The sequence below is a fragment of the Clostridium budayi genome (genome assembly GCF_055396605.1).
On sequence record NZ_AP042456.1, the window covers coordinates 2,962,154 to 2,987,631 of the forward strand.

Here is a 25,478-nt window from a genome sequence, read left to right on the forward strand (position 1 = left end):
GAACAATGTGGTGGGTCTAAGTGGACTCGAACCACCGACCTCACGCTTATCAGGCGTGCGCTCTAACCAGCTGAGCTATAGACCCATATTCCTTTCGAGAGAAGATCTCTCAAAATTGAACAGAACTTAATACTTAAACCTTCTTTTTTAAAGAAGAAATCCGAATTTCGAATTTTTTATTTACCAGTTAATCATCTTGTTAACTGAATTCTCCATAGAAAGGAGGTGATCCAGCCGCAGGTTCTCCTACGGCTACCTTGTTACGACTTCACCCCAATCGCTGACCCTACCTTAGGTCGCTGCCTCGCTTATGCGTTAGCTCACGAACTTTGGGTATTGCCAACTCTCATGGTGTGACGGGCGGTGTGTACAAGGCCCGGGAACGTATTCACCGCGACATGCTGATTCGCGATTACTAGTAACTCCAGCTTCATGTAGGCGAGTTTCAGCCTACAATCCGAACTGAGACAAGTTTTGAAGTTTAGCTCCACCTTGCGGTATTGCATCTCTCTGTACTTGCCATTGTAGCACGTGTGTAGCCCTAGACATAAGGGGCATGATGATTTGACGTCATCCCCACCTTCCTCCTGGTTAACCCAGGCAGTCTCGCTAGAGTGCTCAACTTAATGGTAGCAACTAACAATAGGGGTTGCGCTCGTTGCGGGACTTAACCCAACATCTCACGACACGAGCTGACGACAACCATGCACCACCTGTCACTCTGTTCCCGAAGGAACTTCCCCGATTAAGGGTAATGCAGAGGATGTCAAGTCTAGGTAAGGTTCTTCGCGTTGCTTCGAATTAAACCACATGCTCCGCTACTTGTGCGGGCCCCCGTCAATTCCTTTGAGTTTTAATCTTGCGACCGTACTCCCCAGGCGGGATACTTAATGCGTTAGCGGCGGCACGGAAGGAGTTGATACCTCCCACACCTAGTATCCATCGTTTACGGCGTGGACTACCAGGGTATCTAATCCTGTTCGCTCCCCACGCTTTCGAGCCTCAGCGTCAGTTACAGTCCAGAGAGTCGCCTTCGCCACTGGTGTTCTTCCTAATCTCTACGCATTTCACCGCTACACTAGGAATTCCACTCTCCCCTCCTGCACTCTAGATTCCCAGTTTGGAATGCAGCACCCAGGTTGAGCCCGGGTATTTCACATCCCACTTAAAAATCCGCCTACGCTCCCTTTACGCCCAGTAAATCCGGACAACGCTCGCCACCTACGTATTACCGCGGCTGCTGGCACGTAGTTAGCCGTGGCTTCCTCCTTGGGTACCGTCATTATCGTCCCCAAAGACAGAGCTTTACAATCCGAAGACCGTCATCACTCACGCGGCGTTGCTGCATCAGGGTTTCCCCCATTGTGCAATATTCCCCACTGCTGCCTCCCGTAGGAGTCTGGGCCGTGTCTCAGTCCCAATGTGGCCGATCACCCTCTCAGGTCGGCTACGCATCGTCGCCTTGGTAAGCCATTACCTTACCAACTAGCTAATGCGCCGCGGGTCCATCTCATAGCGGATTGCTCCTTTAATTGCTGTTTCATGCGAAACTGCAATGTTATGCGGTATTAATCTCCCTTTCGGGAGGCTATTCCCCTCTATGAGGCAGGTTACCCACGTGTTACTCACCCGTCCGCCGCTAATCCGTTTCCCGAAGGAAACTTCATCGCTCGACTTGCATGTGTTAGGCACGCCGCCAGCGTTCGTCCTGAGCCAGGATCAAACTCTCAATAAAAAGTTTAATCTGTTAACTCATAAAACTTACTTTAATAAAAGAATTGCTGGTTTAAATGTATTCTATATATTCTGTTCAATTTTCAAAGATCTAAGCAATCTCGTTGACTGCTTTATTATAATAACATTTGAACTTCTTATTGTCAACAACTTTTTTCAAAGTTTTTAAGTTGTTTTCAATGTTTTGTTCTCAGTTGCTGTCATCACCTGACGACGGATATTATAGTATCATGATTAGTAAATTATATTTCCTCTAAATTATATCATTATTTAAGTTTATATTTATAATTCTTTGTTTTTCTCTACTTTTCTAAGTATAACTAATAGTGATACACCTGGTTTCGTTATCACCATTATTCACTGAATAATTTATAAATACTTACAAAACTTCTTATTTGTAGCTACAATATATAATTATTCTTTCTAAAAAAATGAGCAATCTTTAATGTGAAGATTGCTCATTTTTTTATTTTATTTTAAATTCATAACTAATTCTTTAAACTTATTTCCTCTTTCCATAAAGTTAGGGAACATATCAAATGATGCACATGCAGGTGATAGAGTTACTATATCCCCCTCTTTTGCAATTTCTCTTGCTTTATTTACTGCATCTTCAAAAGTATCAACTTCTACCATATCTATTGATATTCCTTTTTCTTCTTTTAATTTATCAAATACAGCTTTTATCTTACCCTTAGTTGCTCCAACTAATATAAGCTCTTTTATAAATTTATGACCTTGTTCTGCTAAAGGTTCAAATGGTATGTGTTTATCATATCCACCCGCTATTAATATAACTTTTTCGTCAAAAGCATTAAGTCCTGCTAACGTTCTTGTTGGACTTGATGCAATTGAATCATTATAATACTTAACTCCATCTAGTTCTCTAACAAATTCACATCTATGTTCAACTCCACTAAATGTTCCAAATACTTTTTTCATAGACTTTAATGAAACATCATCTTTTGTTGCTATAAATGCAGCTAAATAATTTTCTACATTATGCATACCTTTTAAGACCATGTCTTTTTTATTACAAACTGCTTTTCCTTCTAAATATAATATTCCATCTTCATAGTAAGCGCCATCTTTTAAAACTCTTTTAGAACTAAATTCTCTAACTTCCCCTTTAGCTTCTTTTTCAAATCCATATGTTATATCATTTTCCCTATTTACAACAAGAACCCCGTCTTTTTCTCCATATAGGAATATATTTTTCTTTGCATCTATATATTCTTGCATATCCTTATGCATATCTAAATGGTTTGGTGCTAAATTTGTGCATATAGCAACATCTATTGGTAGATCCATTGTCATAAGCTGAAAACTTGATAATTCTAAAACTACCATGTCTTCCTCTTTTATGTCTTCAATTTGTGCAAATAATGGAGTTCCAATATTTCCACCTACCCAAGTTTTAAATCCTTCTTCCATTAATAACTTAGATATTATAGTAGTAGTTGTTGTTTTACCATCACTACCTGTAACTCCGTATATCTTTCCTTTACAATATCTAACGAACTCTTCCATTTCTGAAGTTATGTATGCGCCTTCTTCCTTAACTCTAACTAAAGCATCACAATCTATTCTCATTGAAGGTGTTTTAAATACTACATCAAAGCCTGTTAAATTATCTAAATAATTTTCTCCTAAAGAAAGCTTAACTCCTTTATTTTTAAAATCTTTAGCTATATCTCCAAGTGCTTCTTCACTCTTCATATCAAATGCAGTTACTTCTGCTCCAAGGTCCACTAAAAAGTTTATAAGTGGGATATTACTTACTCCTATTCCTACTACTCCAACTTTCTTACCTTTTATAAATTCTTTAAATTCTCCGAAATCTTTTTTCATACTATGCCTCCACGCTTACTACTCTTAACTTATATATTATGAATTATTTATAATTTTGTCCCATTTGTTTTTAATTATAACACTATAATTTGCTATTTTTAAGTACTTAGCGAATGACTAAATCAATTTGTTACATTATATATGTGATTATACAAATCTATAATAGTATTATCTTAATATTTTAAGGTTTTAACGCCTATTTTTATAACAATTCATACATATATAAAAGATATCTCTATATCCACTCCCCAAAATTTTCACACAACAAATAATTAATTAAATAATTTTTCTATACATACAGTCTACAATATCAAAATATTATTTTATATAAAATAAAAAGAGTATCTCCTAAAAGGAAATACTCTTTTTTAACTTATATTAAATTAAAACTCTAAGCTCTTTGCTATATATGCTTCTAAATCTTCGATTTTAATTCTTTCTTGTTCCATTGAATCTCTGTCTCTTACTGTAACAGCTCCATCTTCTAATGTATCAAAGTCGATTGTTATACAGAATGGAGTTCCAATTTCATCTTGTCTTCTATATCTCTTACCGATACTTCCACCTTCATCGAAATCAACATTAAACTTCTTAGCAAGTTCTCCGTAAACTTCTAAAGCTTTATCTGATAATTTCTTTGATAAAGGTAATATAGCAGCCTTAAATGGTGCAAGTGCTGGGTGAAGATGCATAACTACTCTTGAATCTTTTCTATCTTCTGTTGATAAATCTTCTTCATCATATGCATCAACTAGGAATGCAAGTGCAACTCTATCAGCACCAAGTGATGGTTCTATACAGTATGGTATATATTTTTCATTAGTCATTGGATCTAAGTACATTAAATCTTGACCTGAATGTTCTGCATGTTTCTTTAAGTCATAGTCTGTTCTATCAGCTATTCCCCAAAGTTCTCCCCAACCAAATGGGAATAAATATTCTATATCTGAAGTTGCATTTGAATAGAATGAAAGTTCTTCTTGGTCATGATCTCTTAATCTTAAGCAGTCTTTATTAACACCTAAGTTTAATAAGAAGTTCCAGCAGTACTCTCTCCAGTATTCAAACCATTCCATATCAGTTCCTGGCTTACAGAAGAATTCTAATTCCATTTGTTCGAATTCTCTTGTTCTGAATGTGAAGTTACCTGGTGTAATTTCGTTTCTGAATGATTTACCTATTTGAGCTATACCAAATGGTACTTTCTTTCTTGAGCTTCTTTGAACTTGCTTGAAGTTTACAAATATACCTTGAGCTGTTTCTGGTCTTAAGTATATTTCATTTTTAGCATCTTCAGTTACTCCTTGGAAAGTTTTGAACATAAGGTTGAATTGTCTTATGTCTGTATAGTTCATCTTTCCACATTTAGGACATACTATATTGTGTTCTTCTATATAGTTCTTTAATTGTTCATTTGACATACCATCAGCTGAAGCAACTTCAACTCCACTTTCTGTCATATGATCTTCAACTAATTTATCAGCTCTAAATCTTGCCTTACATTCTTTACAGTCCATTAAAGGATCTGAGAATCCACCTAAGTGACCTGATGCTACCCAAACTTCTTTGTTCATTAATATAGCACAGTCAACACCAACATTGTATGGACTTTCTTGAACGAATTTTTTCCACCATGCTTTTTTAACGTTATTTTTAAATTCTACTCCTAAAGGACCGTAATCCCATGAGTTTGCAAGTCCACCATATATATCTGAACCTGGGAATATAAATCCTCTGTTCTTACATAGTGAAACTATTTTTTCCATAGTCTTTTCTACTGCCATTTTCTTACCTCCAAAAAATTTATTAGTTTTATACATTAAAAAAAGCCTTACGCACAATAAAGGGACGAAAAATCTTTCCGCGGTTCCACCCTTCTTGGCTAAAGCCCAACTTTCTAAACTCTATACTCAAAAGCTCCCTTCATCCTACCTTATTAATGATTCACACCTAACATCATCTCTCTAAAAATAAAAATAGAACTACTCTTCTTTATCAATGTATATATTAAATTATATATCTAATTTTATCAAAAGCCTTATATATGTCAAGATACATACAAGCTTATTTTTCTGTTTACGTAAATTTAATTATATAAACATTTATATATTATATAATATAATTAAAGATTACTGAAAGGAGATTTTAATATGAGGTATATTTTAAATCCAAAATTAAATGCAACCGAACCATTCCTTTTAATAAAAGATGAAATGGGCGATGTATGTTACCAAATAGCTATTCCTAAAGTTGCTATCGGTGAAAAATTTTACTTTGAAGATGCTAATGGTAATAAGTTATTTAAATTAAAAAGAAAGTTATTACATGTAAATAATACTTTCATTATTGAAAGAGCAAATGAGTACTATGGAAGAGTAAAAAAACATGTATGTGATTCATTAACTGAACATTTTGATATTGATACCCCATACGGAGAACTTGTAGCCAAAGGCGATTTTTATGATTATGATTTTACTTTTTACTATGAAGATAATAATATAGCAGCTAGAGTTTCAAAAGGAAATTGTGGACCTGAAGAAAATTACATAGTTGATGTCATTGATTTTAATGATGATGGTTTTATTTTAGCTTGTGCCGTAATTATAGATATAATTGTTCATCTTGAAGAGAATTTATAAATAAAATGGATAGAAAAGTATTTATTCCGTTAACTTTTCTATCCATAAAAAAACAGCGTCCTTAGACACTGTAAAACTTCTCAATAAAAAAAATGGCTCCGCGAAGAGGACTCGAACCTCCAACCTGTCGGTTAACAGCCGAATGCTCCACCATTGAGCTATCGCGGAATATTTTTTATAACAAATATATTATTTTTTAAAAAGAAAAATGGCTCCGCGAAGAGGACTCGAACCTCCAACCTGTCGGTTAACAGCCGAATGCTCCACCATTGAGCTATCGCGGAATATTTCTTATAACAAATAATTATTTTCAAAAAGAAAAATGGCTCCGCGAAGAGGACTCGAACCTCCAACCTGTCGGTTAACAGCCGAATGCTCCACCATTGAGCTATCGCGGAATATTTGCTACATTTGATATTATATCACCTTTTTATTAAATTGCAAGACATTTTTTTAAAAAATTTTATTTTTATAAAAGCTTGTTTATTATATATATCAAAATGGCTCTTTTAATTATTTTTAAACCTGTCTTCAAGCCTCATATTTTTATAAGAAGCAAACATTATAAACCCTCCAATAAGAATTAATATTATAGATTGAATACTAGAAATCCCTTCATTTAAAATATTTAATCTTAAGGTTAATTCATCAAACAAAGTAGCTATAGTGTTATAACTCATATGAAGAATTATAGTTGGAACTATACTTTTAGTATATGCATACACAAATGAATAAACTATTGATCCAACAATAATAGCTAATACATTTTGTATATCCGGAAGATGTAATATTGAAAACATTATTCCTCCAACTATTGCTGACTTTTTAAGAGAGTATTTCTTAAGAAGTCCCTTTAAAAGTATTCCTCTAAACAATATCTCTTCAACAATCGGAGCCATTATACCTCCAATTATAAGTGTAACTAAAAAAGGATAAGCTATATCTTCACTACTAATCAACTCTTGAATAAATTCAGGAATTGGTATCATGTTCAAGAAATACGACAATCCTAGAACAAAAGTAATCTCACCTAAAGAAAATATGATAAGATTCATATAATCATTGTCTCTTAGCTTAACTGATGGAATATACTCTGTACTAACATCAATATTCCTTTTATCTATATATCTTTTTTTCATAAATGTAATAGTTGCACAATATGCAAGTATCTGCACTCCAATCTCTGATACACCATCAATTATTTGAACAGCCCCTAAACTTTCTTGCATACTCCCTAGGGATTCTAATGCAGGTGTAATTATAAACATTCCTAGCAGCATTGTTATCATTAGTACTATAGTAAACAAAATTGAAAAACCTATTCCACCTAATATACTTATAGATTTAACATTTACATTATCAAATTTATATATCCATTCTTTTATTTTTCTCATAAATCCCCCTAATAAATCCGCTGTAAATATTTTACCATAAATATACACTATTACAAATAACTAATAAAAAAGGATATCTATGAAGATATCCTTTTATAATAACTATTTAGTTGGTTTCATTGTTGGGAATAAGATTACGTCTCTTATTGATGGTGAATCAGTTAAGAACATGATCATTCTATCAATACCTATTCCAAGTCCACCTGTTGGAGGCATACCTGTTTCTAAAGCACTCATGAATTCTTCATCCATCATGTATGCTTCGTCATCTCCGTATTCTCTTTCCTTAGCTTGTTGTTCAAATCTTTGTCTTTGAACTATTGGATCGTTAAGTTCTGAATATGCATTACCTAATTCTCTACCAAATACGAAAGCTTCAAATCTTTCAGTAAATGCTTCGTTTCCTCTCTTCTTCTTAGTAAGCGGAGAATTTTCTACTGGGTAATCTATAACAAATGTTGGTTGAATCATATTAGCTTCACCAAATTCTTCATATAAAGCATTTAAAACTTCACCTTTAGTTACATTTTCTAATGATTTAGGGAATTCTAAATGTTTTTCTTTAGCTATAGCTTGAGCTTCTTCATCGCTTTTGATTTCATTAAAGTCTATACCAGCATATTCTTTAACAGCATCAACCATTGTTATTCTTCTCCATGGTGGCTTAAAGTCTATTTCTGTTCCTTGGTATGTAACCTTAGTAGTTCCATTAACCTTTTCACATACATAAGCAACCATATTTTCAGTAATTTCCATCATATCATTATAATCTGAATAAGCTTCATATAATTCAATAGCTGTAAATTCTGGGTTATGTCTTACAGACATTCCTTCATTTCTAAAGTTTCTTCCGATTTCATAAACTTTTTCAAATCCAGCAACTATTAATCTCTTAAGATATAATTCTGGTGCTATTCTTAAATACATATCAATATCTAATGTATTATGATGTGTTATAAATGGTTTAGCAGCAGCTCCACCTGCAATCGGTGCTAAAATTGGTGTTTCAACTTCCATGAATCCTCTATTATCTAAGAATTCTCTCATAGCCTTTATTATTTTTGATCTCTTTATGAAAGTATCTTTAACTTCTGGATTAGTTATTATATCTACTTCTCTTTGTCTATATCTTAAGTCTGGATCTTTTAATCCGTGGAACTTTTCTGGTAGTGGCTTTAATGATTTACAAGTTAATTCGAATTCTGAAACTTTTACTGAAACTTCTCCAGTTCTAGTTTTGAAAACTTCACCTGTTGCATAAACCCAGTCACCTAAGTCAAAACTCTTATATGCTTTTAAATTTTCTTCTCCAACTGCATCAATCTTTATGAATAATTGGATCTTTCCATCTTTATCATGTATGTCTGAGAATACAACTTTTCCTTGTCCTCTCTTTGACATAATTCTTCCTGCTACTGTTACAGTCTTTCCTTCTAACTCTTCGTAGTTTGACTTAACTTCTTCAGAAGAATGTGTCTTTTCTACTTTATATACATCAAATGGGTCCTTACCAGCTGCTTGTAATTCTGCTAGTTTCTCTCTTCTTAATGCTTCTTGTTCACTGAACTGAGCTTCTAATTCTTTTATGTTCATTTCCTCAGTTGACATTAATTATCCCTCCGTTACGCTTTTCTTATTTCTAAGACTTCATATTTACTAATACCGTCTGGTACTGATATCTCTACTACATCTCCAACTTTTTTACCAATAAGTCCTGCTCCTACTGGTGATTCGTTTGATATTTTAAATTCCATTGGATCTGCTTCTGCTGATCCTACTATTGTATATTCAACTTCTTCATCGAAATCATAATCTTTAACTTTAACTATTGCTCCTACTGAAACAACGTCTGATGGTATTTCTGATTCATCTACAACTTCAGCATGTTTAAGCATATTTTCTAGTTGAATTATTCTACCTTCTGTAAATGCTTGCTCGTTCTTAGCTTCATCATATTCAGAGTTTTCACTTAAGTCTCCGTATCCTAATGCTACTTTTATCTTTTCTGTAATTTCTTTTCTCTTTACAGTTTTTAAATATTCTAACTCGTTTTCAAGCTTTTTAACACCTTCATAAGTCATTACAAATTTTTTTTGATCACTCATATTTAACTCCCCTTCGATAACCTTATATTGGTCTATTTTAATTATTAGTTGTTGATTATATATTCATAAGCCCTATAATATTCAAATTCATTTAAAATATTATAAAGCAGTGCCTATAATATGTCAACAAATCAAACTTCTATAAACATTTCAGTAGTATATAATATCTATTATATAACCACTTTATTCATAATAATAGAGTTTAAACATAAATCCTTTTTTATATACCTTCATATTTAAACTCAATTATGTACTATTTTAAATTTTAAAAACTATTTAAAACTATTTTTATAGTCAACTAATACTCTCATAACATCTTTACTGTTATCTAATCTATTCATAGTATCTCTAACTTCAGTACATTTTGGAAGTCCTTTTATGTACCATGATGCATGTTTTCTCATTTCCCTAGTTGCTTTGTATTCTCCTTCATATTTTAGTGCAAGTTCATAATGTCTTATGCACATATCTATTTTTTCTTCTGGTGTTACTTCCTTTACCTCTTCACCTTTAAGCTTTCTTTCAATTTGTTTGAAAAGCCATGGATTTCCCATACTACCTCTAGCTATCATTATTCCATCACAGTTAGTTAACTCTGTCATCTTTAGTGCATCTTCTGGAGTAAATATATCTCCATTTCCTATAACAGGAATTGAAACACTATCTTTAACTTCCTTTATTACATTCCAGTCAGCTTTTCCCTCATACATTTGCTTTCTAGTTCTTCCATGAACTGCGATTGCATCTGCACCTGCTTCCTCTAAGGCTAAAGCAAATTCAACAGCATTTAAATTATCATCATCAAACCCTTTTCTAAACTTTGCAGTTACAGGCTTTGTTGAAACTTCCTTTATCCTTCTTACAATCTCTGCTGCAAGTTTTGGATCTTTCATAAGAGCTGATCCTTCTCCATTTTTTACAATCTTAGGAGCTGGACATCCCATATTAATATCTATAATACAAATATCATCTCTTTTGTTAAAATGCTCTTCTACTACTTTTGCCATTATATCTGGTTCATTACCAAATATTTGTACAGCAACTGGCATTTCTTCTTCTGAAATTCTAATAAGTTTTTTTGTATTTTCATTTCCATAGTACATAGCCTTTGCACTAACCATTTCTGTGTATACTAATCCACATCCTTGTTCTTTGCAAAGTCCTCTAAATGATATATCTGTAACTCCTGCCATAGGAGCTAAAAATACGTTATTTTTAAACTCTAGATTTCCTATTTTCATATCTTATCTTTATCTCTTCTTCTGAGTATTACTCCTTATTTTTATTGTAAATTAATCTTAAGCCCTCTAGTGTTAAGTCGCTATCTACAATATTAATACAATCAGTTTCTTTTGCGATTAAATTCGCAAGTCCACCTGTTGCAATTACGATAGGCTCTTCCTTACACTTGCTTCTCATCTCTTCTTTCATTTTCTTTACTATATATTCAACTTGCCCAATATATCCATATAAAATACCTGCTTGCATACTTTTTATAGTATTTTTACAGATAATATTATCTGGAACTTCAAGCTCTATTCTTGGTAATTTGGCAGCCCTCTCAAATAATGCATCTGATGCTATATTCACGCCTGGAACAATACATCCACCTAGGTAGTCTCCTTTTTCTGTTATAGCACAGAAAGTTGTAGCTGTACCAAAATCAATAACTATGTTTGGTTTTTTGTATATTTCAAAAGTTGCAACAGCATTTACTATTCTATCTGCCCCAACTTCCTTAGGATTATCATACTTTATATTTATTCCTGTCTTTACACCCGGTCCTACAATTATAGGTTCTTTGCAGAAACATTTTCTTATCATATTCTCTAATGAATGCATTATATTAGGAACAACGGATGATATTATAATCCCTTGAACTTTCTTTGGATCTAACCCATTTTGAGAGAATAATTGCATAACTTGAATACTGTATTCATCTGATGTTTTCTTTGCATCAGTTGAAATTCTCCAGCTAGCTATATAATTATCATCTTTGTGAACCCCTAACACGATGTTTGTGTTCCCTACATCGATAAGCAATATCATAAAAGCACCACCTTAATATAATTAAAAGCAGCTATAATTAAAGCCGCTTTTATTTTGATAAAATAACTTAATTTTAACAATATAATTTTAACAATTCAGTAGTATTTGTCAAGAGTTTACACCTATTAGAATAGTCCTATAATCTCACCATTTTCTAGTATATCCATTCTATTTGCAGCAGGAACTTTAGGAAGTCCTGGCATAGTCATTACATCTCCAGTTAATGCAACTATAAATCCTGCACCATTTGAAACTCTAACTTCTTTAACAGTTATATTAAAACCTTCAGGTTTTCCTAACAAACTAGCATCATCTGATAGAGAATATTGCGTTTTTGCCATACAAATTGGAAGTTTATCTAATGAGAACTTTTTAAGTTCCGCAATTTGTTTCTTAGCTTGAGCTGAATAATTTACTCCGTCTGCACCATATATTTCTTTTGCTATTTTTAAAATCTTCTCTTCAATGTCTTCATTTATATCATATAAAACTTTAAAATTAGATTTTTCATTTTCTAATACATCTATAACTTCTTCTGCAAGTTCTATTCCACCTTCTCCGCCTTTTGCCCAGACATCTGAAAGTGCAACTCTAACACCTTTATCTTTACAGAAATCTTTTATAAATTGTACTTCTTCTTCACTATCTGAAGTAAATTTATTAATTGCTATAACTACAGGTACTCCATATTTTGAAATATTATCAATTTGCTTATCTAAGTTTGATACACCTAATTTTAGTGCTTCAACATTTGGTGTATTAAGTTCATCCTTTTTAACTCCACCATGATGTTTTAGTGCTCTTATTGTAGCAACTATAACAACACAATCTGGTTTTAAATCCCCATATCTACATTTTATATCTAAGAATTTTTCAGCTCCAAGGTCTGCTCCAAATCCAGCTTCAGTAATTGCTATATCACTAACTTTTTGAGCAAGTTTAGTTGCAATTATTGAATTACATCCATGTGCAATATTAGCAAATGGTCCTCCATGTATTATTGCTGGTGTATTTTCAAGTGTTTGAACTAAATTAGGTTTTATAGCATCCTTCATTAAAAGTGCCATTGCCCCTTGTATTTCTAATTCTTTTGCATATACAGGTTCTCCATCTAAATTATAAGCAACTAATATATTACCCATTCTTTCTTTTAAATCATTTAGATCTTTAGCTAAGCAAAGTATAGCCATTATTTCTGATGCAACAGTTATCATGAATCCATCTTCTCTTAAGAATCCATTAACCTTTCCGCCCATTCCTACTACAACCTGTCTAAGAGCTCTATCATTCATATCTATAACTCTTTTAAATATAATTCTTCTTGAATCAATTCTTAATGCATTTCCCTGGTGTATATGATTATCTATAGCTGCTGCTAATAAATTATTAGCTGATGTTATAGCATGCATATCTCCAGTAAAGTGTAAATTTATATCTTCCATAGGTACAACTTGTGAATATCCACCACCTGCTGCTCCACCTTTAATACCAAATACAGGTCCAAGAGAAGGTTCTCTAAGAGCTATAACTGCACTCTTACCCATTCTGCATAACGCTTGACCAAGACCCACTGTTACAGTTGATTTTCCTTCACCTGCTGGAGTTGGATTTATAGCTGTAACTAATACAAGTTTTCCTTCTTTTTCATTTTCTTTTCTATTTAATACATCTAACGAAATTTTACATTTATATTTTCCATATAACTCTATATCATCTTCATTTAAATTAATCTTCTCTGCAATTTTAACTATTGGTTCCATTTTAGCTTCTTGTGCTATTTTAATATCACTTTTCATTACTACCACCTAGCCCCTCTGTTTTATAAAAGTTTTATTTTTTATTATACCCTATATAGTAAAAGTATACCATCTATCCAAAGATTTTAAAATATATCATTCGAATGTTTTGTGTATTTTTTATATTATCGTTCGTATTTTTATGTTAATTATTACATTTTTTCTTCACTTATTAACGTTAAACTATAAGAATCTATTTAAAACACAAAAATTTACACATTTCTTCCTAAATAGACATTTAGATTTATATGTATTTTTCATCTTTATTAATATCAATAATTTCCCGGGAATAGAATTATAAATAAAAAAATAAAGACTCCATAAAAACAGAGTCTTTATTTTTTATGCTTCATTATATATTTCTTCAAATTCTGCTCCTTCTAGTTTTTCTTTTTCTAGAAGTGCTCCAGCTACAGCATGTAGCTTATTGATATTTTCTTTTAATATAGATTCAGCTCTTTCATAAGCTTCATCAACAAATTTCTTAACCTCTCTATCTATTTCTGAACCAATTTCTTCTGAGAAGTTTCTTCCTCTTCCAAGATCTCTTCCTAGGAATACTTCATTTTGCTCTGAACCATATGAAATTGTTCCAAGTTTTTCACTCATACCATATTCCATAACCATGCTTCTAGCGATAGCACTAGTTCTATCAATATCATTTTTAGCACCTGTACTTATATCACCTAGTATAAGTTGTTCTGCAACTCTTCCTCCTAGAAGTCCAACCATATCATCCTTAAGTCTTAACTTTGATGTATATGATCTATCTTCATCTGGTAAATGCATAGTATATCCACCAGCTCTACCTCTTGGAATTATACTTATTTCATGAACAGGATCTGAGTATTTTAATGATTTCATTACTACTGCGTGACCTGCTTCATGGTAAGCTGTTAACTTTCTATCTTTTTCACTAATAACTCTACTTTTCTTTTCAGGTCCTGCTATTACTCTTGTAATAGCTTCTTCCATATCAAGCATTGTGATTGATTTATCGCCTCTTCTAACTGCAAGTAATGCCGCCTCATTAGTAAGGTTTTCTAAGTCAGCTCCTGCAAATCCTGGAGTTCTTTTTGCTAATACATCTAATTTTACATCTTCTGCTAAAGGTTTCTTTCTTGTATGAACTTTAAGAATTTCTTCTCTTCCTTTAACATCCGGTGCTCCTACTACTATTTGTCTGTCAAATCTACCTGGTCTTAAAAGAGCTGGGTCTAATATGTCTGGTCTATTTGTAGCTGCTATCATTATAATTCCTTCGTTTGCTCCAAAACCATCCATCTCAACTAGTAATTGATTAAGAGTTTGTTCTCTTTCATCATGGCCACCGCCAAGACCTGCTCCTCTTTGTCTACCTACAGCATCTATTTCATCAATAAATACTATACAAGGTGCATTCTTCTTTGCATCTGCAAAAAGATCTCTAACTCTTGATGCACCAACACCAACAAACATTTCAACGAAGTCTGATCCTGATATACTAAAGAATGGTACTCCTGCTTCACCAGCTATTGCTTTAGCAAGTAATGTCTTACCTGTTCCTGGTGGACCAACTAAAAGTACTCCCTTAGGAATTCTAGCTCCCATTTGAGTATATTTTGATGGCTCTTTTAAGAAATCAACGATTTCTTCTAATTCTTGCTTTTCTTCATCTGCTCCAGCAACATCTTTGAATGTTACCTTTTTAGAATCTGGCGTTGCAACTTTGGCTCTATTTTTACCAAAATTCATAACACCTCTTCCACCACCGCCACCTTGTGACTGTTGTGTCATAACAAATAAAAGTACTAAGAATAAGATAACAGTAAGTACAGTAGGTATTAAAGATATCCATGCTCCACTATTTGATGGTTTTTCAAAATCTACTTTAACAGTACTCTTAGGATTATCAGTAACTAATTTTGAAATAATTTCTTGTGGTGCAATTGTAGTGAACTTCTTTCCATCGGTTAATACACCATCTATAGTCATATCATTTTCATGAACATATATGCTACTTACTTCATTAGCATTCCATTTTTGTTGGAAAGAACTGTATGAAATTGTTTCAGATTTATTGCCTGTTTCCCACAGCGCAAATGCTGCGAAAATTAGCACTGCTATAGTAACAATCCAAACAGCTGCACTTGAATATTTTTTCATTCAAGGCCCCCCTCTCTATTAATTTTTTTTAATTTTACTATATAGATTATATAATTACAATATTTTCATTCAATAATTTACCAATTATTTGTTGTATACTTCTTCTTTTAAAACTCCTATGAATGGTAAATTTCTATACTTTTCAGCATAATCAATTCCATATCCAACTATAAATTCATTAGGTACTTCAAAACCTATGTATTTCACTTCTAAATCTGCTGTTCTTCTTTCAGGCTTATTAAGTAATGATACTATTTCTATACTTTCAGCCTTTCTAGCTTTTAAGTATTTTAAAAGATATGTTAAAGTTATTCCACTATCTACAATATCTTCAACAAGTAAAACGTGTTTTCCTTCTATACTATGGTCTAAATCTTTTAATATTCTTACTACTCCTGAACTTTCTGTTGAGTTTCCATAACTTGATACAGCCATAAAATCTATCTCACAAGGAATATCAATACTCTTTATAAGATCTGCTGCAAATACAACTGAACCTTTTAAAACTCCAACTACTAATAAGTCCTTTCCTTTGTAATCTTTACTTATTTGTTCTCCTAATTCTCTTACTTTTTTTGATAATTGTTCTTCATCAAATAATACCTTTTTAACATCTTCTCTCATGCTATAATTCCTCTCTCTTACACATAACTTTTAGTATATTTTTTGTTTGGTTTGTAACTTTATATGTATTAGATGTTTTAACACCTAAGACCCAAGCAATCTCATCATCAAATTGTATAACCGGAATGTTATCCCTATAATCTTTAGGAACTTTCATATTTATAAATATATCCTTTAACTTTTTACTTCCAGTCATACCTAGTGGAATTATTCTATCCCCATTTTTTCTTTTTCTAACAGTAACATACTCATTAATTTTATCATAATCAAAATACTTAATTAAGTCATTATTGTTAAATTTTAAATTTTTTTCTTTATTCTCCACTTTAAATTTAATTAAGCATCCTAAGAAATCTACTTCTTTTCCATCAATATCATCTTTAGCTAATATTAAATTTTCAACTTCTGTTTTTTCCTTTAGTAATCTTTCTTTTTTCTTTATATAAATCTCACCATACACATTCTCTGCATATATTCCATTTGGAAGATCTATTCTTTTATTAGTGCCTATATCACCAAGTTCTATAACTTCTTTTATATGTTTCATCTCAAAATCATAAACACTTTTAGATAAAGTAGTTAATGATTTTCTTACCACTCTAGTAATTATGGCCTTTTCTTTATTAAATAATTCTCTATTTACTATTATTTCATCTTTTTTTACTATGCAATATTTTGAAAATGTCTTTATCGCTTCATTATTTATATATTTATTATCTTCTTGAAGAAGTAATGCCATTCTATTTATAGCCTTTACTACATCTGGGTTAAAATTTTCTTTCATATAAGGTAGAATATCTAATCTAATCTTATTTCTACTATATATATTTTCTAGGTTAGTTTTATCAATTCTAGGATTTAAATTATTTCCCTCGCAATAATCCTCTATTGATTTTCTTTCAAGGAATAATATAGGTCTTATATATATACCATCTCTAATTACTGGTATTCCACCTAAACCTTCAAGTCCTGTACCTCTCATCATTCTCATAATTATTGTTTCTGCTTGATCATTTGCATTATGTGCAGTTGCTATTTTAGTATATCCTTCTTTATCTTTTACTTCATTAAAAAATCTATACCTTTCATCTCTTCCTGCTGTTTCTGTAGATACGCCTCTCTCTTTTGCTATTTTTTCTATATCAAGTCTAGTGCTATAAAACTCTATCCCTAATGATTCACACAAATTTTTAGCATATTCTTCGTCTTTTAATGCCTCATCACCTCTAAGCATATGGTTTATATGTGCAGCTCCAACCTTTAGTGAATATATACCCTTTATAGAATGAAGCAAATGCAATAAACATACAGAATCTGGGCCTCCTGATAATCCAACTAAAACCTTATCACCGTTATCTAAAAGTCTATTGTCTTTTATATAGTTTATAAATTTGTTAATCAATTATCTCACTTCCTACGTAATAAGTATTCTCTTATATAATACCTTAATATTCGTCTTTTGTAATGTTAAAAAATAATAAAAGCTGACTAAACGCCAGCTTTATTATTATATATAAACTTTTAATATACAGCATGAACCTTAGAAACTATTATACTCATATCATCTTTTATAGTGCCATTATTAATTTTTTTAGATTCTTCTAATATATCCTCTACAAGTTCCCTTGGATTATTTCCCTTTCCTTTTAAATATTTTTCAAGCCAAGCTGAATCTCCAACTCCATCTTTATCTACATCTAACACCCCATCACTTAATGTTATTATTATATCGCCGCCTTTCAGATTTTCTTCAACGCTTTCAACTAACACTTTATCCATAAGCCCAAATGGTGGCATATTAGATGATATCTTCTTTATTTTATTTCCTCTCTTTATAAAGCTAGCTGCGGCTCCAACCTTTATAAATGATGCTTTTCCTGTATATAAATCTATTGTGCTTAAATCTAATGTTGAGAATTTTTCATCCTCTTCAAACTTCATACTCATTATTGAATTTACAGTATCTAAAGCTGTTTCAATACTAAATCCAGCTTCAACGAATCTTTCAACTAATTCTACAGTAGCCTTACTTTCTTTTGACGCCTCTGGTCCTGATCCCATTCCATCACTTAAAAGCGTCATATATTTTCCACCATCTAATCTTCCAAAACTATAAGTATCTCCTGTATATTCTTCCCCTTCCTTAACTCTCATTCCTGCATAAGTAACAACTTTATACTTAGGCATTTCTTCTAAAACTATATAACAATCTTTATTATTTGGATTAATTCTACATCCATTATTATTTATACTCATAGGCGAACCTACGACTTCATTGATAACTGGAAGAACATTTTTTGCACAATAATCACATCCTGAGCATTTCTCCATACTTACCTTCACATTAGCTCTTCCGCCCTTATCCGTGTAGCAAAATACCTCCTTATAAGCTATAGAATTTTTATTTAGTTCCCTCCTTATAACTCTTTCTAATTCTTCACACCAAGTAACATCTCTCTTAAAATCTGTAATCATTGTATCAAGATTATAAGAAATATTATTTATATGATTTGCTACTATTTTCCTCCCTTCCTCTAGCTTTCTCCTAATTATTTCATTTCCATTTAAAATATTTATTATTTCTTCTGAATTAAATATTAAATCAGATTTTCTAATACACTTTTTTTCAAGCTCTGATGGGAAAGTATGCTTACCTTGCTCTTTCTCTTTAAGCAACACCTCAAAAGCCGTATATGTTTGATTAAATTCTCTATTCCAACATCTATTACAATTTGAACATACACTACAAACTCTATCTGCAAGATTTTCAATAAGCCCTGTACTTTTATTTTTGTAGCATAGCTTATCATTATCAGACATATTGTTTAATGAAGTAGATATAGCCCCTAATGCTAGTCCAAAGTTTTGAACTTTATTAGAAAATTCCTGCTTAACTTGTTCTAAATGCTCTTCATTTATTTTTTCTATTTTACTCTCTGCACATATCTCTATTTCTAACATTTTTAAAAACTTTTTAGGTATTATTAAAAATACCATTCCACCAATTAACATCTCAGATATTCCTTGCATATTAAGTCCATTAGAATAAAAGGATATAATTAAAAATATTAGTATTGATGAAATAAATGAAAATACTTTACCTGTCTCCTTAAATAATCCTGATATTAAACCTACACTTCCATATAGTCCTATACTACTTATCATATCCCCAGTAGTCATACCAACTACTACCCCCATAGCAATTCCTATAGTCGCACCGTTTGTAGCTCCTCCTACATAAGCTATAGAAATTACAATAGCTAAAGATAATATATTTCTAATACTAATTCCAACTATTGAAAAATTACCGACTCCAGCTACCATTAAACATATTATAAAAGCTATGCTAATTAATTCTTCCACATTAAAGAAATAATTAGTGTTATACTCTCCTACACACTTAATACCATATCTAATAACATAATAAATTGGTATGGATATTAAAGTGTTTAACGCAGCCATCGTTACGTTAACGCCCATATCATAATTACTTATAAACACTCCATAAATTAAATAACTTAAAAATAAAATCGCAAACATTTGCTTGTCACTAATTCTTTTTTTCAATTTATCAAATAGTAAACTGTATCCTAACATAAACAATATAATTAGAGCATAAACAAAACCATCTTTTAGCATATTGTTTATTGTAAAGTATCCAACTAATCCTCCTATTGAAGCTGCTAAAACTTTACTTTGATTTTTCTCAAGAATTATACTAATAAGAAATGCTATACCAAAAGGAGAGATTCCAACTATATCTCCTTCTCCAACCATTATAGTTACTCTGCTTAGTAACAGTGTGGTTATAAAAATCAAAGCTAGCTTCATCGGCTCCGTTCTCGTTATAACTGCTCCTTTTTCAAAACCTTTTATTGCACTTCCATTAAGTCTATACTGCATAATCTCTCCTCCTGTTAATTTCCATATTATGTAAATTATTATAACAGGTTTGATTTTCGATTTATGTCAATATATAGTCTAGTTCTAAAGTTTCGTAAGACATTATTCATTTATATTTTTAATATTCTTCTTTTAATAATATTTTTCGATACTTTCTTTTATTATAGAAAAATCCATTGTAAATCCTTTATTTATCAAGAAAATTAAAGAATCATATTAAATATTTTACATGTCACTATAGAAAATATTTTGTTATATATTAAGATATTTTTTATGAATAAAAAACCTCTAAAAGTAATATCCTTTTAATTTATAGATATTTCCTTTAGAGGTCCATATATACTTTAATTTTTACATATAAAAAAAGAACTAAGAATTAATTCTTAGTTCTTTGGTGCCGAAGACCGGAATCGAACCGGTACGGTGTTTAACCACCGCAGGATTTTAAGTCCTGTGCGTCTGCCAGTTCCGCCACTTCGGCAGGCATGGTAGCGGAAATAGGACTTGAACCTACGACACTTCGGGTATGAACCGAATGCTCTAGCCAGCTGAGCTATTCCGCCACGTGTGGTTGCGGGGGCAGGACTTGAACCTACGACCTTCGGGTTATGAGCCCGACGAGCTACCAACTGCTCCACCCCGCGTTATTATATTGTATGCCTTTTTATAAAATTAACTTGGTGCCGAAGACCGGAATCGAACCGGTACGGTGTTTAACCACCGCAGGATTTTAAGTCCTGTGCGTCTGCCAGTTCCGCCACTTCGGCAAGTTAATGGTAGCGGAAATAGGACTTGAACCTACGACACTTCGGGTATGAACCGAATGCTCTAGCCAGCTGAGCTATTCCGCCACGTTATGGTTGCGGGGGCAGGACTTGAACCTACGACCTTCGGGTTATGAGCCCGACGAGCTACCAACTGCTCCACCCCGCGTTATTATGTTTTGAAAAAACTTGGTGCCGAAGACCGGAATCGAACCGGTACGGTGTTTAACCACCGCAGGATTTTAAGTCCTGTGCGTCTGCCAGTTCCGCCACTTCGGCATGCGTTTTTTCTGAATCATTTCTGACGACAATAGTTATTATATAGTATGATTATTATACTGTCAACAACTTTTTTCATTTTATTTTGTTTTTTTGTAATAAAAGTGGACAAAGTGGCTAATCCAGGGGCTTCACGCCATAAAACTTTTTTATTTTTTTCTGATTTATATATGTATATATCAATAATTATGTTGATATTTATCTTTAAACATAAAATAAAAAGCCATCAGTTTATTAACTAATAGCCTTCTATTTATAGATTTATATATTAAATTTATATGATGTCTTAATTTTTAAAATCCTTTTTTACCGCTTTTGCTCTTGAAGTCTTGATGTCTTTTAACATCTTGCATTCTTTCTTCGCTTTCCTTTAAGAATTTTGACATTTGGTCTTCGAAACTTACTGTAGGTTTCTTCTTTTCTTTTCCCCATTCGAATTCTGCTGGTCTGCTTGATCTCTTAGGCTTTACTTCAGCTTGCTTTATTGATAAGCTGATTTTTCCATTATCATCAATTGATATAACTTTTACCTTTACTTTATCTTGTTCTTTTAAATGTTGTCTTATGTCCTTTACAAAAGAATCTGCTACTTCTGATATGTGAACTAGACCTGTCTTTCCGCCTTCTAATTCAACGAAAGCTCCGAAATTTGTGATATTTACCACTGTACCCTCTAATATGTTTCCTGCCTCTAAGGTCATGTTTAAAAGACTCCTCCTTAATTTTTAAAATAAATATATATGTTATTATTATAATAACCTAATTTTTAGACGTTGAGTCACCTTTTTTATCATTTATGACTTTTTCTCCGGGCTTAACCATGTTAAGTCTCTCTCTAGCCAATGTTTCATTATACTCTTCAGAATTAGCACTTTTAACTTGTTCTTCAAGCTCCCTGTTTTTTTCTTTTATTTGTTCTAATTCTGTCTTTTTATTAGCTATTTCTTTTTCAATTCTTTTCATAGCTCTTTCTTGTCTAACAAAACCAAGTAAAAAAACAAGGCATAATACTAAGATTATTAAATTCTTCCCTTTTAATTTCTTTATCATCCCATAGTACCTCATTTTTTTCAAATTCTATACATCTATTTTAAACACTATGAGATTTTAATTCAAGTTATTTTTAATTATATTTATCTTTTGTTATTAATTTTATTAAAAAATAATCTAAAAGGATAACTTGCATTCTTATATCCTCTTCTTATTGTAACTTTTGTTCCAATTACAATTCCATTTTCAACCTTAAAAATAAAGTTGCTAAATAACTTAAGATATATAAAAAGTGAAACTCCCATACATAAATAAACATATGGTCCTAAAAAAGCATAATTTGTGTAAAGTAAGAAAGTAAATATTGCTATAGCACTAAATATCCAAAATAAAATATCTTGTATCATTATTATTAATTTATGCCCACTTTTTCCTCTTATCATTCTATAAAGATCAAAGAGCATTCCTAAAATTAATCCTGCTAATAAAGCATAAATAACAATATCAAATTGAACATCTAACTCTAATGGCATAATATCACCTATTAAATATCCTTTTTAATATCTTCTTTTTTCTTTTTACTTTTACTTTTCCACCATAAATCATACTCTCTATATATCCGTCTATCATAACATCGCCATTTTTTACATCAAGCTTATCCATCTTTAGATTTCTTCCATCGATTTTAAGCTTTCCTAATATGGTGTTTAATATTATTTTTTCGTCATTAAAGCTCATCACTTCAACAACACCTGTTAAAGATAGTTTTTTTCTATCTTCTAATTGTATACTACTTTTTTGAGTTTGTATAATATCAGATTTCCTTTCCATTAATATAATCTCCTTTAGATATTAATCTTACTAAAAAATATATGTATGTAATATTTTCTATATTCTTAAATATAATATCTTTAGGTGATTTTTATTAAATTATTCTATTTCTTCTCCATCTAATATTTTATACATATCCTTTGCATCATCTTTTTTTACATGCTCTGCTATATTTAAAACTTGTGCACGTAAGGATCTACTTGCGAATGTTATTTCTATGATGTCACCTTCTTTTACTTGTGTTCCTGACTTTGCAACTTTTCCATTTATAGTTACTCTTGAACTCTCACAAGCTTCTTTTGCAACGGTTCTTCTTTTTATAAGTCTTGATACTTTTAAATATTTATCTAATCTCATACAGAGTTTATCCTCCACTTTAAACATAATTTTATAAAAGAACCCGAGTTACCTCGGGTTCAAAAAAATTACTTATTAACTTTTTCTTTAAATTCTTTACCTGCTTTGAATACTGGAACAGTTGAAGCTGGTATTTTGATTATTTCTTTTGTTCTTGGGTTTCTTCCTTCTCTAGCAGCTCTTTCTCTAGTTTCGAAAGTTCCGAATCCAACTAATTGAACTCTTTCTCCATTTTCTAATGCTTCTTCAACGCTTTCTATAAATGCTTTTAAAGCCGCTTCTGCATCTTTTTTAGTTAATTTTGACTTTTCAGCCATACTAGTAATTAATTCTGCTTTATTCACAATTACATCCTCCTTAAATAACTAGTTATATATTTATAGTACTAACTAATCTTATATGTACTACACTTACATTATCTTATTATATTATTACTTTCAAGTCCCGTCTACACTGAATATATAAATATTTATATATTTTTGTAAAAAAAAGCAAATTTAATACAATAATATGGAAGAGTAGTATTTATTAATTAAATATATTCTATAAAAATTACGAAAATCCTCCTAAAGCTAATGTTTTTCTTCCTTTTTAGCTTTATTCCATAAGACATCCATCTCCTCTAAAGTCATATCTTCTAATTTTCTGTTAGACTTTAAGGCTTCTTTTTCTATATAACTAAATCTCTTTATAAATTTATCCGTAGTCCTATTCAAAGCTTCCTCTTCATCTACATCTAAAAATCTTGAGACATTAACACAAGAGAATAACAAATCCCCGACTTCTTCTGTTATTCTTTCCCTATTTTCAGTTTTATATACATCTAAAACTTCATTTAATTCTTCTATAACTTTCTTTGATGCATCTTCTACATTATCCCAGTCAAATCCGACTTTTCTAGCTTTATTTTTCACCTTATGAGCTCTTATTAATGCTGGAAGCGCCTTTGCTATGCCTCCTAATTCATCAGTCATTGTATCAAAGCCTTTTTCTTCTTTTTTAATCTCATCCCAGCTTTTCGTACTTTCTTCCTTTTTAAATATATTAGGATGTCTAAATACCATTTTATTGTATATTCCTTCTACAATATCATCTAAATTAAATTTGCCTTCATCTTTTCCTATTGATGAGTGGAATACAACATGCAATAGAACATCTCCAAGTTCCTCAATTAAAGCTTCTTCATCCTCTTGCTCTATTGCATCTTTAACTTCATAGCTTTCTTCAACTATGGCATTTTTTATACTTTTATGAGTTTGAACTCTATCCCAAGGACAACCATTTTCTCCTCTAAGCATATCTATTAAATCAATAAAGTCATATATATCTTTTTTATTATTAGTACTCTTAGGAATATATAAATACACTGGATTATCTATATCTTCTCTATCTAAATCTTTTAATTCTATTTCTTTTATTAATTCACTATTATCTATTCCTAAATTTTTTATAAATATAATTTTTTCATTATCACTATAAGATTCTAGCAATTTATCCTTTACTTCTTTAGCAATAAATTCATTATATAAACCTGTTATTATTTTTTGTTTTCTATTATCTAATATTTCATTTTTTATATTGCTACTATCAATAATTTTAAGTCCGTTACTTATATCTACATCTAGTTTTTCTATAATAACATCTATTAAACTTGTAGCAGTAAATACTTTATATTCTATCTTTTCTTTTTTGCATCTATCTATAAGTAATTTTACTGTTATATCGCCTATTAATGGATTTCCTAAAACTCCATATACTACGTCGTTATCTTCTTTATGAATACGAATTAAATCTTCTACTATCTTCTTATTAATATCACATACATTCTCTTCTTTATTGTAAAAATGATCATATGTTTTAAAATCTATATTTTTGCTATTTAGAGTTTTAATTAATTTATCATTTAAAATTTTAAAATAAATATTTTCTTCTGTTTCTAAAATTTTTAATGTCCTTACTGTAATGTCATTAATATCTCCTGTTCCTAAGCCGATAATTTTAATCATTAGGTATTTCT

Annotated in this window: 20 protein-coding genes, 11 tRNA genes, 1 rRNA gene and 1 other annotated feature; of the genes, 1 reads left to right on the plus strand and 31 read right to left on the minus strand. The window is 31.4% G+C overall.

The window, feature by feature from the left end:
* Positions 1–8 precede the first annotated feature (8 nt).
* From ACZ5TJ_RS14415 to ACZ5TJ_RS14430, 4 genes are all read right to left on the minus strand, one after another.
* Positions 9–85, minus strand: a tRNA-Ile gene (locus ACZ5TJ_RS14415).
* Between the two features lie 133 nt (positions 86–218).
* Positions 219–1,735 (minus strand): 16S ribosomal RNA (locus ACZ5TJ_RS14420).
* Between the two features lie 470 nt (positions 1,736–2,205).
* Positions 2,206–3,585, minus strand: a complete 1,380-nt coding sequence (gene murD, locus ACZ5TJ_RS14425; protein ID WP_464200514.1) for a UDP-N-acetylmuramoyl-L-alanine--D-glutamate ligase — start codon at positions 3,583–3,585, stop codon at positions 2,206–2,208.
* A gap of 383 nt (positions 3,586–3,968) precedes the next feature.
* On the minus strand, positions 3,969–5,369 hold the full coding sequence (locus tag ACZ5TJ_RS14430) for a glycine--tRNA ligase (RefSeq protein ID WP_464200515.1): 1,401 nt from the start codon (positions 5,367–5,369) through the stop codon (positions 3,969–3,971).
* Between the two features lie 57 nt (positions 5,370–5,426).
* Positions 5,427–5,593, minus strand: a binding site (T-box leader).
* Positions 5,594–5,735: 142 nt separating this feature from the next.
* Between ACZ5TJ_RS14430 and ACZ5TJ_RS14435 the strand changes: the two genes are divergently transcribed.
* Entirely contained in the window at positions 5,736–6,224 is a 489-nt protein-coding gene (locus ACZ5TJ_RS14435; RefSeq protein ID WP_464200517.1) for an LURP-one-related family protein, read from the plus strand.
* A gap of 93 nt (positions 6,225–6,317) precedes the next feature.
* On the opposite strand, the gene ACZ5TJ_RS14440 is transcribed toward ACZ5TJ_RS14435, so the two are convergent.
* The 27 genes from ACZ5TJ_RS14440 to yabN all read right to left on the minus strand — a co-directional run bounded on the left by ACZ5TJ_RS14440 (position 6,318) and on the right by yabN (position 25,467).
* A tRNA-Asn gene (locus tag ACZ5TJ_RS14440) sits at positions 6,318–6,392 on the minus strand.
* Positions 6,393–6,433: 41 nt separating this feature from the next.
* Positions 6,434–6,508 (minus strand) — tRNA-Asn (locus tag ACZ5TJ_RS14445).
* A gap of 39 nt (positions 6,509–6,547) precedes the next feature.
* Positions 6,548–6,622, minus strand: a tRNA-Asn gene (locus ACZ5TJ_RS14450).
* 111 nt (positions 6,623–6,733) lie between these two features.
* A complete protein-coding gene (locus ACZ5TJ_RS14455) occupies positions 6,734–7,618 on the minus strand; it encodes a lysostaphin resistance A-like protein (protein WP_464200518.1) in 885 nt (294 codons plus the stop codon).
* A gap of 102 nt (positions 7,619–7,720) precedes the next feature.
* Complete coding sequence (gene lysS / locus ACZ5TJ_RS14460) at positions 7,721–9,226, minus strand: lysine--tRNA ligase (RefSeq protein WP_045725169.1); 1,506 nt, start codon at positions 9,224–9,226, stop codon at positions 7,721–7,723.
* A 14-nt stretch (positions 9,227–9,240) separates the two neighbouring features.
* A complete protein-coding gene (gene greA, locus ACZ5TJ_RS14465) occupies positions 9,241–9,723 on the minus strand; it encodes a transcription elongation factor GreA (protein WP_039312660.1) in 483 nt (160 codons plus the stop codon).
* A gap of 272 nt (positions 9,724–9,995) precedes the next feature.
* The gene (gene dusB, locus ACZ5TJ_RS14470; RefSeq protein ID WP_464200519.1) at positions 9,996–10,964 is read right to left on the minus strand and encodes a tRNA dihydrouridine synthase DusB; all 969 of its coding nucleotides are present in this window, start codon (positions 10,962–10,964) and stop codon (positions 9,996–9,998) included.
* Between the two features lie 28 nt (positions 10,965–10,992).
* Positions 10,993–11,772, minus strand: coding sequence for a type III pantothenate kinase (locus ACZ5TJ_RS14475; protein WP_055209314.1), 780 nt, complete (start codon positions 11,770–11,772; stop codon positions 10,993–10,995).
* A gap of 125 nt (positions 11,773–11,897) precedes the next feature.
* The gene (locus ACZ5TJ_RS14480) at positions 11,898–13,568 is read right to left on the minus strand and encodes a formate--tetrahydrofolate ligase (protein WP_464200520.1); all 1,671 of its coding nucleotides are present in this window, start codon (positions 13,566–13,568) and stop codon (positions 11,898–11,900) included.
* A gap of 342 nt (positions 13,569–13,910) precedes the next feature.
* Positions 13,911–15,713 (minus strand): ATP-dependent zinc metalloprotease FtsH, encoded by a 1,803-nt coding sequence (gene ftsH / locus ACZ5TJ_RS14485; RefSeq protein ID WP_464200521.1) that lies wholly within the window; start codon positions 15,711–15,713, stop codon positions 13,911–13,913.
* An 84-nt stretch (positions 15,714–15,797) separates the two neighbouring features.
* Positions 15,798–16,337, minus strand: a complete 540-nt coding sequence (gene hpt, locus ACZ5TJ_RS14490; protein WP_464200522.1) for a hypoxanthine phosphoribosyltransferase — start codon at positions 16,335–16,337, stop codon at positions 15,798–15,800.
* A 1-nt stretch (position 16,338) separates the two neighbouring features.
* Positions 16,339–17,739, minus strand: a complete 1,401-nt coding sequence (tilS, locus tag ACZ5TJ_RS14495; protein ID WP_464200523.1) for a tRNA lysidine(34) synthetase TilS — start codon at positions 17,737–17,739, stop codon at positions 16,339–16,341.
* Positions 17,740–17,858: 119 nt separating this feature from the next.
* A complete protein-coding gene (gene spoIIE / locus ACZ5TJ_RS14500; protein ID WP_464200525.1) occupies positions 17,859–20,240 on the minus strand; it encodes a stage II sporulation protein E in 2,382 nt (793 codons plus the stop codon).
* 392 nt (positions 20,241–20,632) lie between these two features.
* Positions 20,633–20,721: transfer RNA gene (locus tag ACZ5TJ_RS14505), tRNA-Leu, on the minus strand.
* Positions 20,722–20,726: 5 nt separating this feature from the next.
* Positions 20,727–20,803 (minus strand) — tRNA-Met (locus ACZ5TJ_RS14510).
* 5 nt (positions 20,804–20,808) lie between these two features.
* Positions 20,809–20,884: transfer RNA gene (locus ACZ5TJ_RS14515), tRNA-Met, on the minus strand.
* Positions 20,885–20,918: 34 nt separating this feature from the next.
* Positions 20,919–21,007 (minus strand) — tRNA-Leu (locus ACZ5TJ_RS14520).
* 7 nt (positions 21,008–21,014) lie between these two features.
* Positions 21,015–21,091 (minus strand) — tRNA-Met (locus ACZ5TJ_RS14525).
* A 6-nt stretch (positions 21,092–21,097) separates the two neighbouring features.
* A tRNA-Met gene (locus ACZ5TJ_RS14530) sits at positions 21,098–21,173 on the minus strand.
* Positions 21,174–21,194: 21 nt separating this feature from the next.
* Positions 21,195–21,283: transfer RNA gene (locus ACZ5TJ_RS14535), tRNA-Leu, on the minus strand.
* Between the two features lie 293 nt (positions 21,284–21,576).
* Complete coding sequence (locus ACZ5TJ_RS14540; protein ID WP_039312638.1) at positions 21,577–21,984, minus strand: S1 domain-containing RNA-binding protein; 408 nt, start codon at positions 21,982–21,984, stop codon at positions 21,577–21,579.
* Between the two features lie 58 nt (positions 21,985–22,042).
* Complete coding sequence (locus ACZ5TJ_RS14545; protein ID WP_055208333.1) at positions 22,043–22,333, minus strand: FtsB family cell division protein; 291 nt, start codon at positions 22,331–22,333, stop codon at positions 22,043–22,045.
* Positions 22,334–22,416: 83 nt separating this feature from the next.
* Positions 22,417–22,806, minus strand: a complete 390-nt coding sequence (gene yabQ, locus ACZ5TJ_RS14550) for a spore cortex biosynthesis protein YabQ (RefSeq protein WP_464200528.1) — start codon at positions 22,804–22,806, stop codon at positions 22,417–22,419.
* 4 nt (positions 22,807–22,810) lie between these two features.
* Positions 22,811–23,104, minus strand: a complete 294-nt coding sequence (yabP, locus tag ACZ5TJ_RS14555; RefSeq protein ID WP_464200529.1) for a sporulation protein YabP — start codon at positions 23,102–23,104, stop codon at positions 22,811–22,813.
* 99 nt (positions 23,105–23,203) lie between these two features.
* Positions 23,204–23,461, minus strand: coding sequence for an RNA-binding S4 domain-containing protein (locus ACZ5TJ_RS14560; RefSeq protein ID WP_039312626.1), 258 nt, complete (start codon positions 23,459–23,461; stop codon positions 23,204–23,206).
* 68 nt (positions 23,462–23,529) lie between these two features.
* A complete protein-coding gene (locus tag ACZ5TJ_RS14565) occupies positions 23,530–23,805 on the minus strand; it encodes an HU family DNA-binding protein (RefSeq protein WP_039312623.1) in 276 nt (91 codons plus the stop codon).
* 228 nt (positions 23,806–24,033) lie between these two features.
* Positions 24,034–25,467, minus strand: a complete 1,434-nt coding sequence (yabN, locus tag ACZ5TJ_RS14570) for a bifunctional methyltransferase/pyrophosphohydrolase YabN (protein ID WP_464200530.1) — start codon at positions 25,465–25,467, stop codon at positions 24,034–24,036.
* Positions 25,468–25,478: the final 11 nt, after the last annotated feature.

What these genes read in the sequence shown, in the direction of transcription:
- murD (WP_464200514.1), bottom strand. Translation starts at nt 3,585, where the DNA reads ATGAAAAAAGATTTCGGAGAATTTAAAGAATTTATAAAAGGTAAGAAA.
- ACZ5TJ_RS14430 (WP_464200515.1), bottom strand. Translation starts at nt 5,369, where the DNA reads ATGGCAGTAGAAAAGACTATGGAAAAAATAGTTTCACTATGTAAGAAC.
- ACZ5TJ_RS14435 (WP_464200517.1), top strand. Translation starts at nt 5,736, where the DNA reads ATGAGGTATATTTTAAATCCAAAATTAAATGCAACCGAACCATTCCTT.
- ACZ5TJ_RS14455 (WP_464200518.1), bottom strand. Translation starts at nt 7,618, where the DNA reads ATGAGAAAAATAAAAGAATGGATATATAAATTTGATAATGTAAATGTT.
- lysS (WP_045725169.1), bottom strand. Translation starts at nt 9,226, where the DNA reads ATGTCAACTGAGGAAATGAACATAAAAGAATTAGAAGCTCAGTTCAGT.
- greA (WP_039312660.1), bottom strand. Translation starts at nt 9,723, where the DNA reads ATGAGTGATCAAAAAAAATTTGTAATGACTTATGAAGGTGTTAAAAAG.
- dusB (WP_464200519.1), bottom strand. Translation starts at nt 10,964, where the DNA reads ATGAAAATAGGAAATCTAGAGTTTAAAAATAACGTATTTTTAGCTCCT.
- ACZ5TJ_RS14475 (WP_055209314.1), bottom strand. Translation starts at nt 11,772, where the DNA reads ATGATATTGCTTATCGATGTAGGGAACACAAACATCGTGTTAGGGGTT.
- ACZ5TJ_RS14480 (WP_464200520.1), bottom strand. Translation starts at nt 13,568, where the DNA reads ATGAAAAGTGATATTAAAATAGCACAAGAAGCTAAAATGGAACCAATA.
- ftsH (WP_464200521.1), bottom strand. Translation starts at nt 15,713, where the DNA reads ATGAAAAAATATTCAAGTGCAGCTGTTTGGATTGTTACTATAGCAGTG.
- hpt (WP_464200522.1), bottom strand. Translation starts at nt 16,337, where the DNA reads ATGAGAGAAGATGTTAAAAAGGTATTATTTGATGAAGAACAATTATCA.
- spoIIE (WP_464200525.1), bottom strand. Translation starts at nt 20,240, where the DNA reads ATGCAGTATAGACTTAATGGAAGTGCAATAAAAGGTTTTGAAAAAGGA.
- ACZ5TJ_RS14540 (WP_039312638.1), bottom strand. Translation starts at nt 21,984, where the DNA reads ATGACCTTAGAGGCAGGAAACATATTAGAGGGTACAGTGGTAAATATC.
- ACZ5TJ_RS14545 (WP_055208333.1), bottom strand. Translation starts at nt 22,333, where the DNA reads ATGATAAAGAAATTAAAAGGGAAGAATTTAATAATCTTAGTATTATGC.
- yabQ (WP_464200528.1), bottom strand. Translation starts at nt 22,806, where the DNA reads ATGCCATTAGAGTTAGATGTTCAATTTGATATTGTTATTTATGCTTTA.
- yabP (WP_464200529.1), bottom strand. Translation starts at nt 23,104, where the DNA reads ATGGAAAGGAAATCTGATATTATACAAACTCAAAAAAGTAGTATACAA.
- ACZ5TJ_RS14560 (WP_039312626.1), bottom strand. Translation starts at nt 23,461, where the DNA reads ATGAGATTAGATAAATATTTAAAAGTATCAAGACTTATAAAAAGAAGA.
- yabN (WP_464200530.1), bottom strand. Translation starts at nt 25,467, where the DNA reads ATGATTAAAATTATCGGCTTAGGAACAGGAGATATTAATGACATTACA.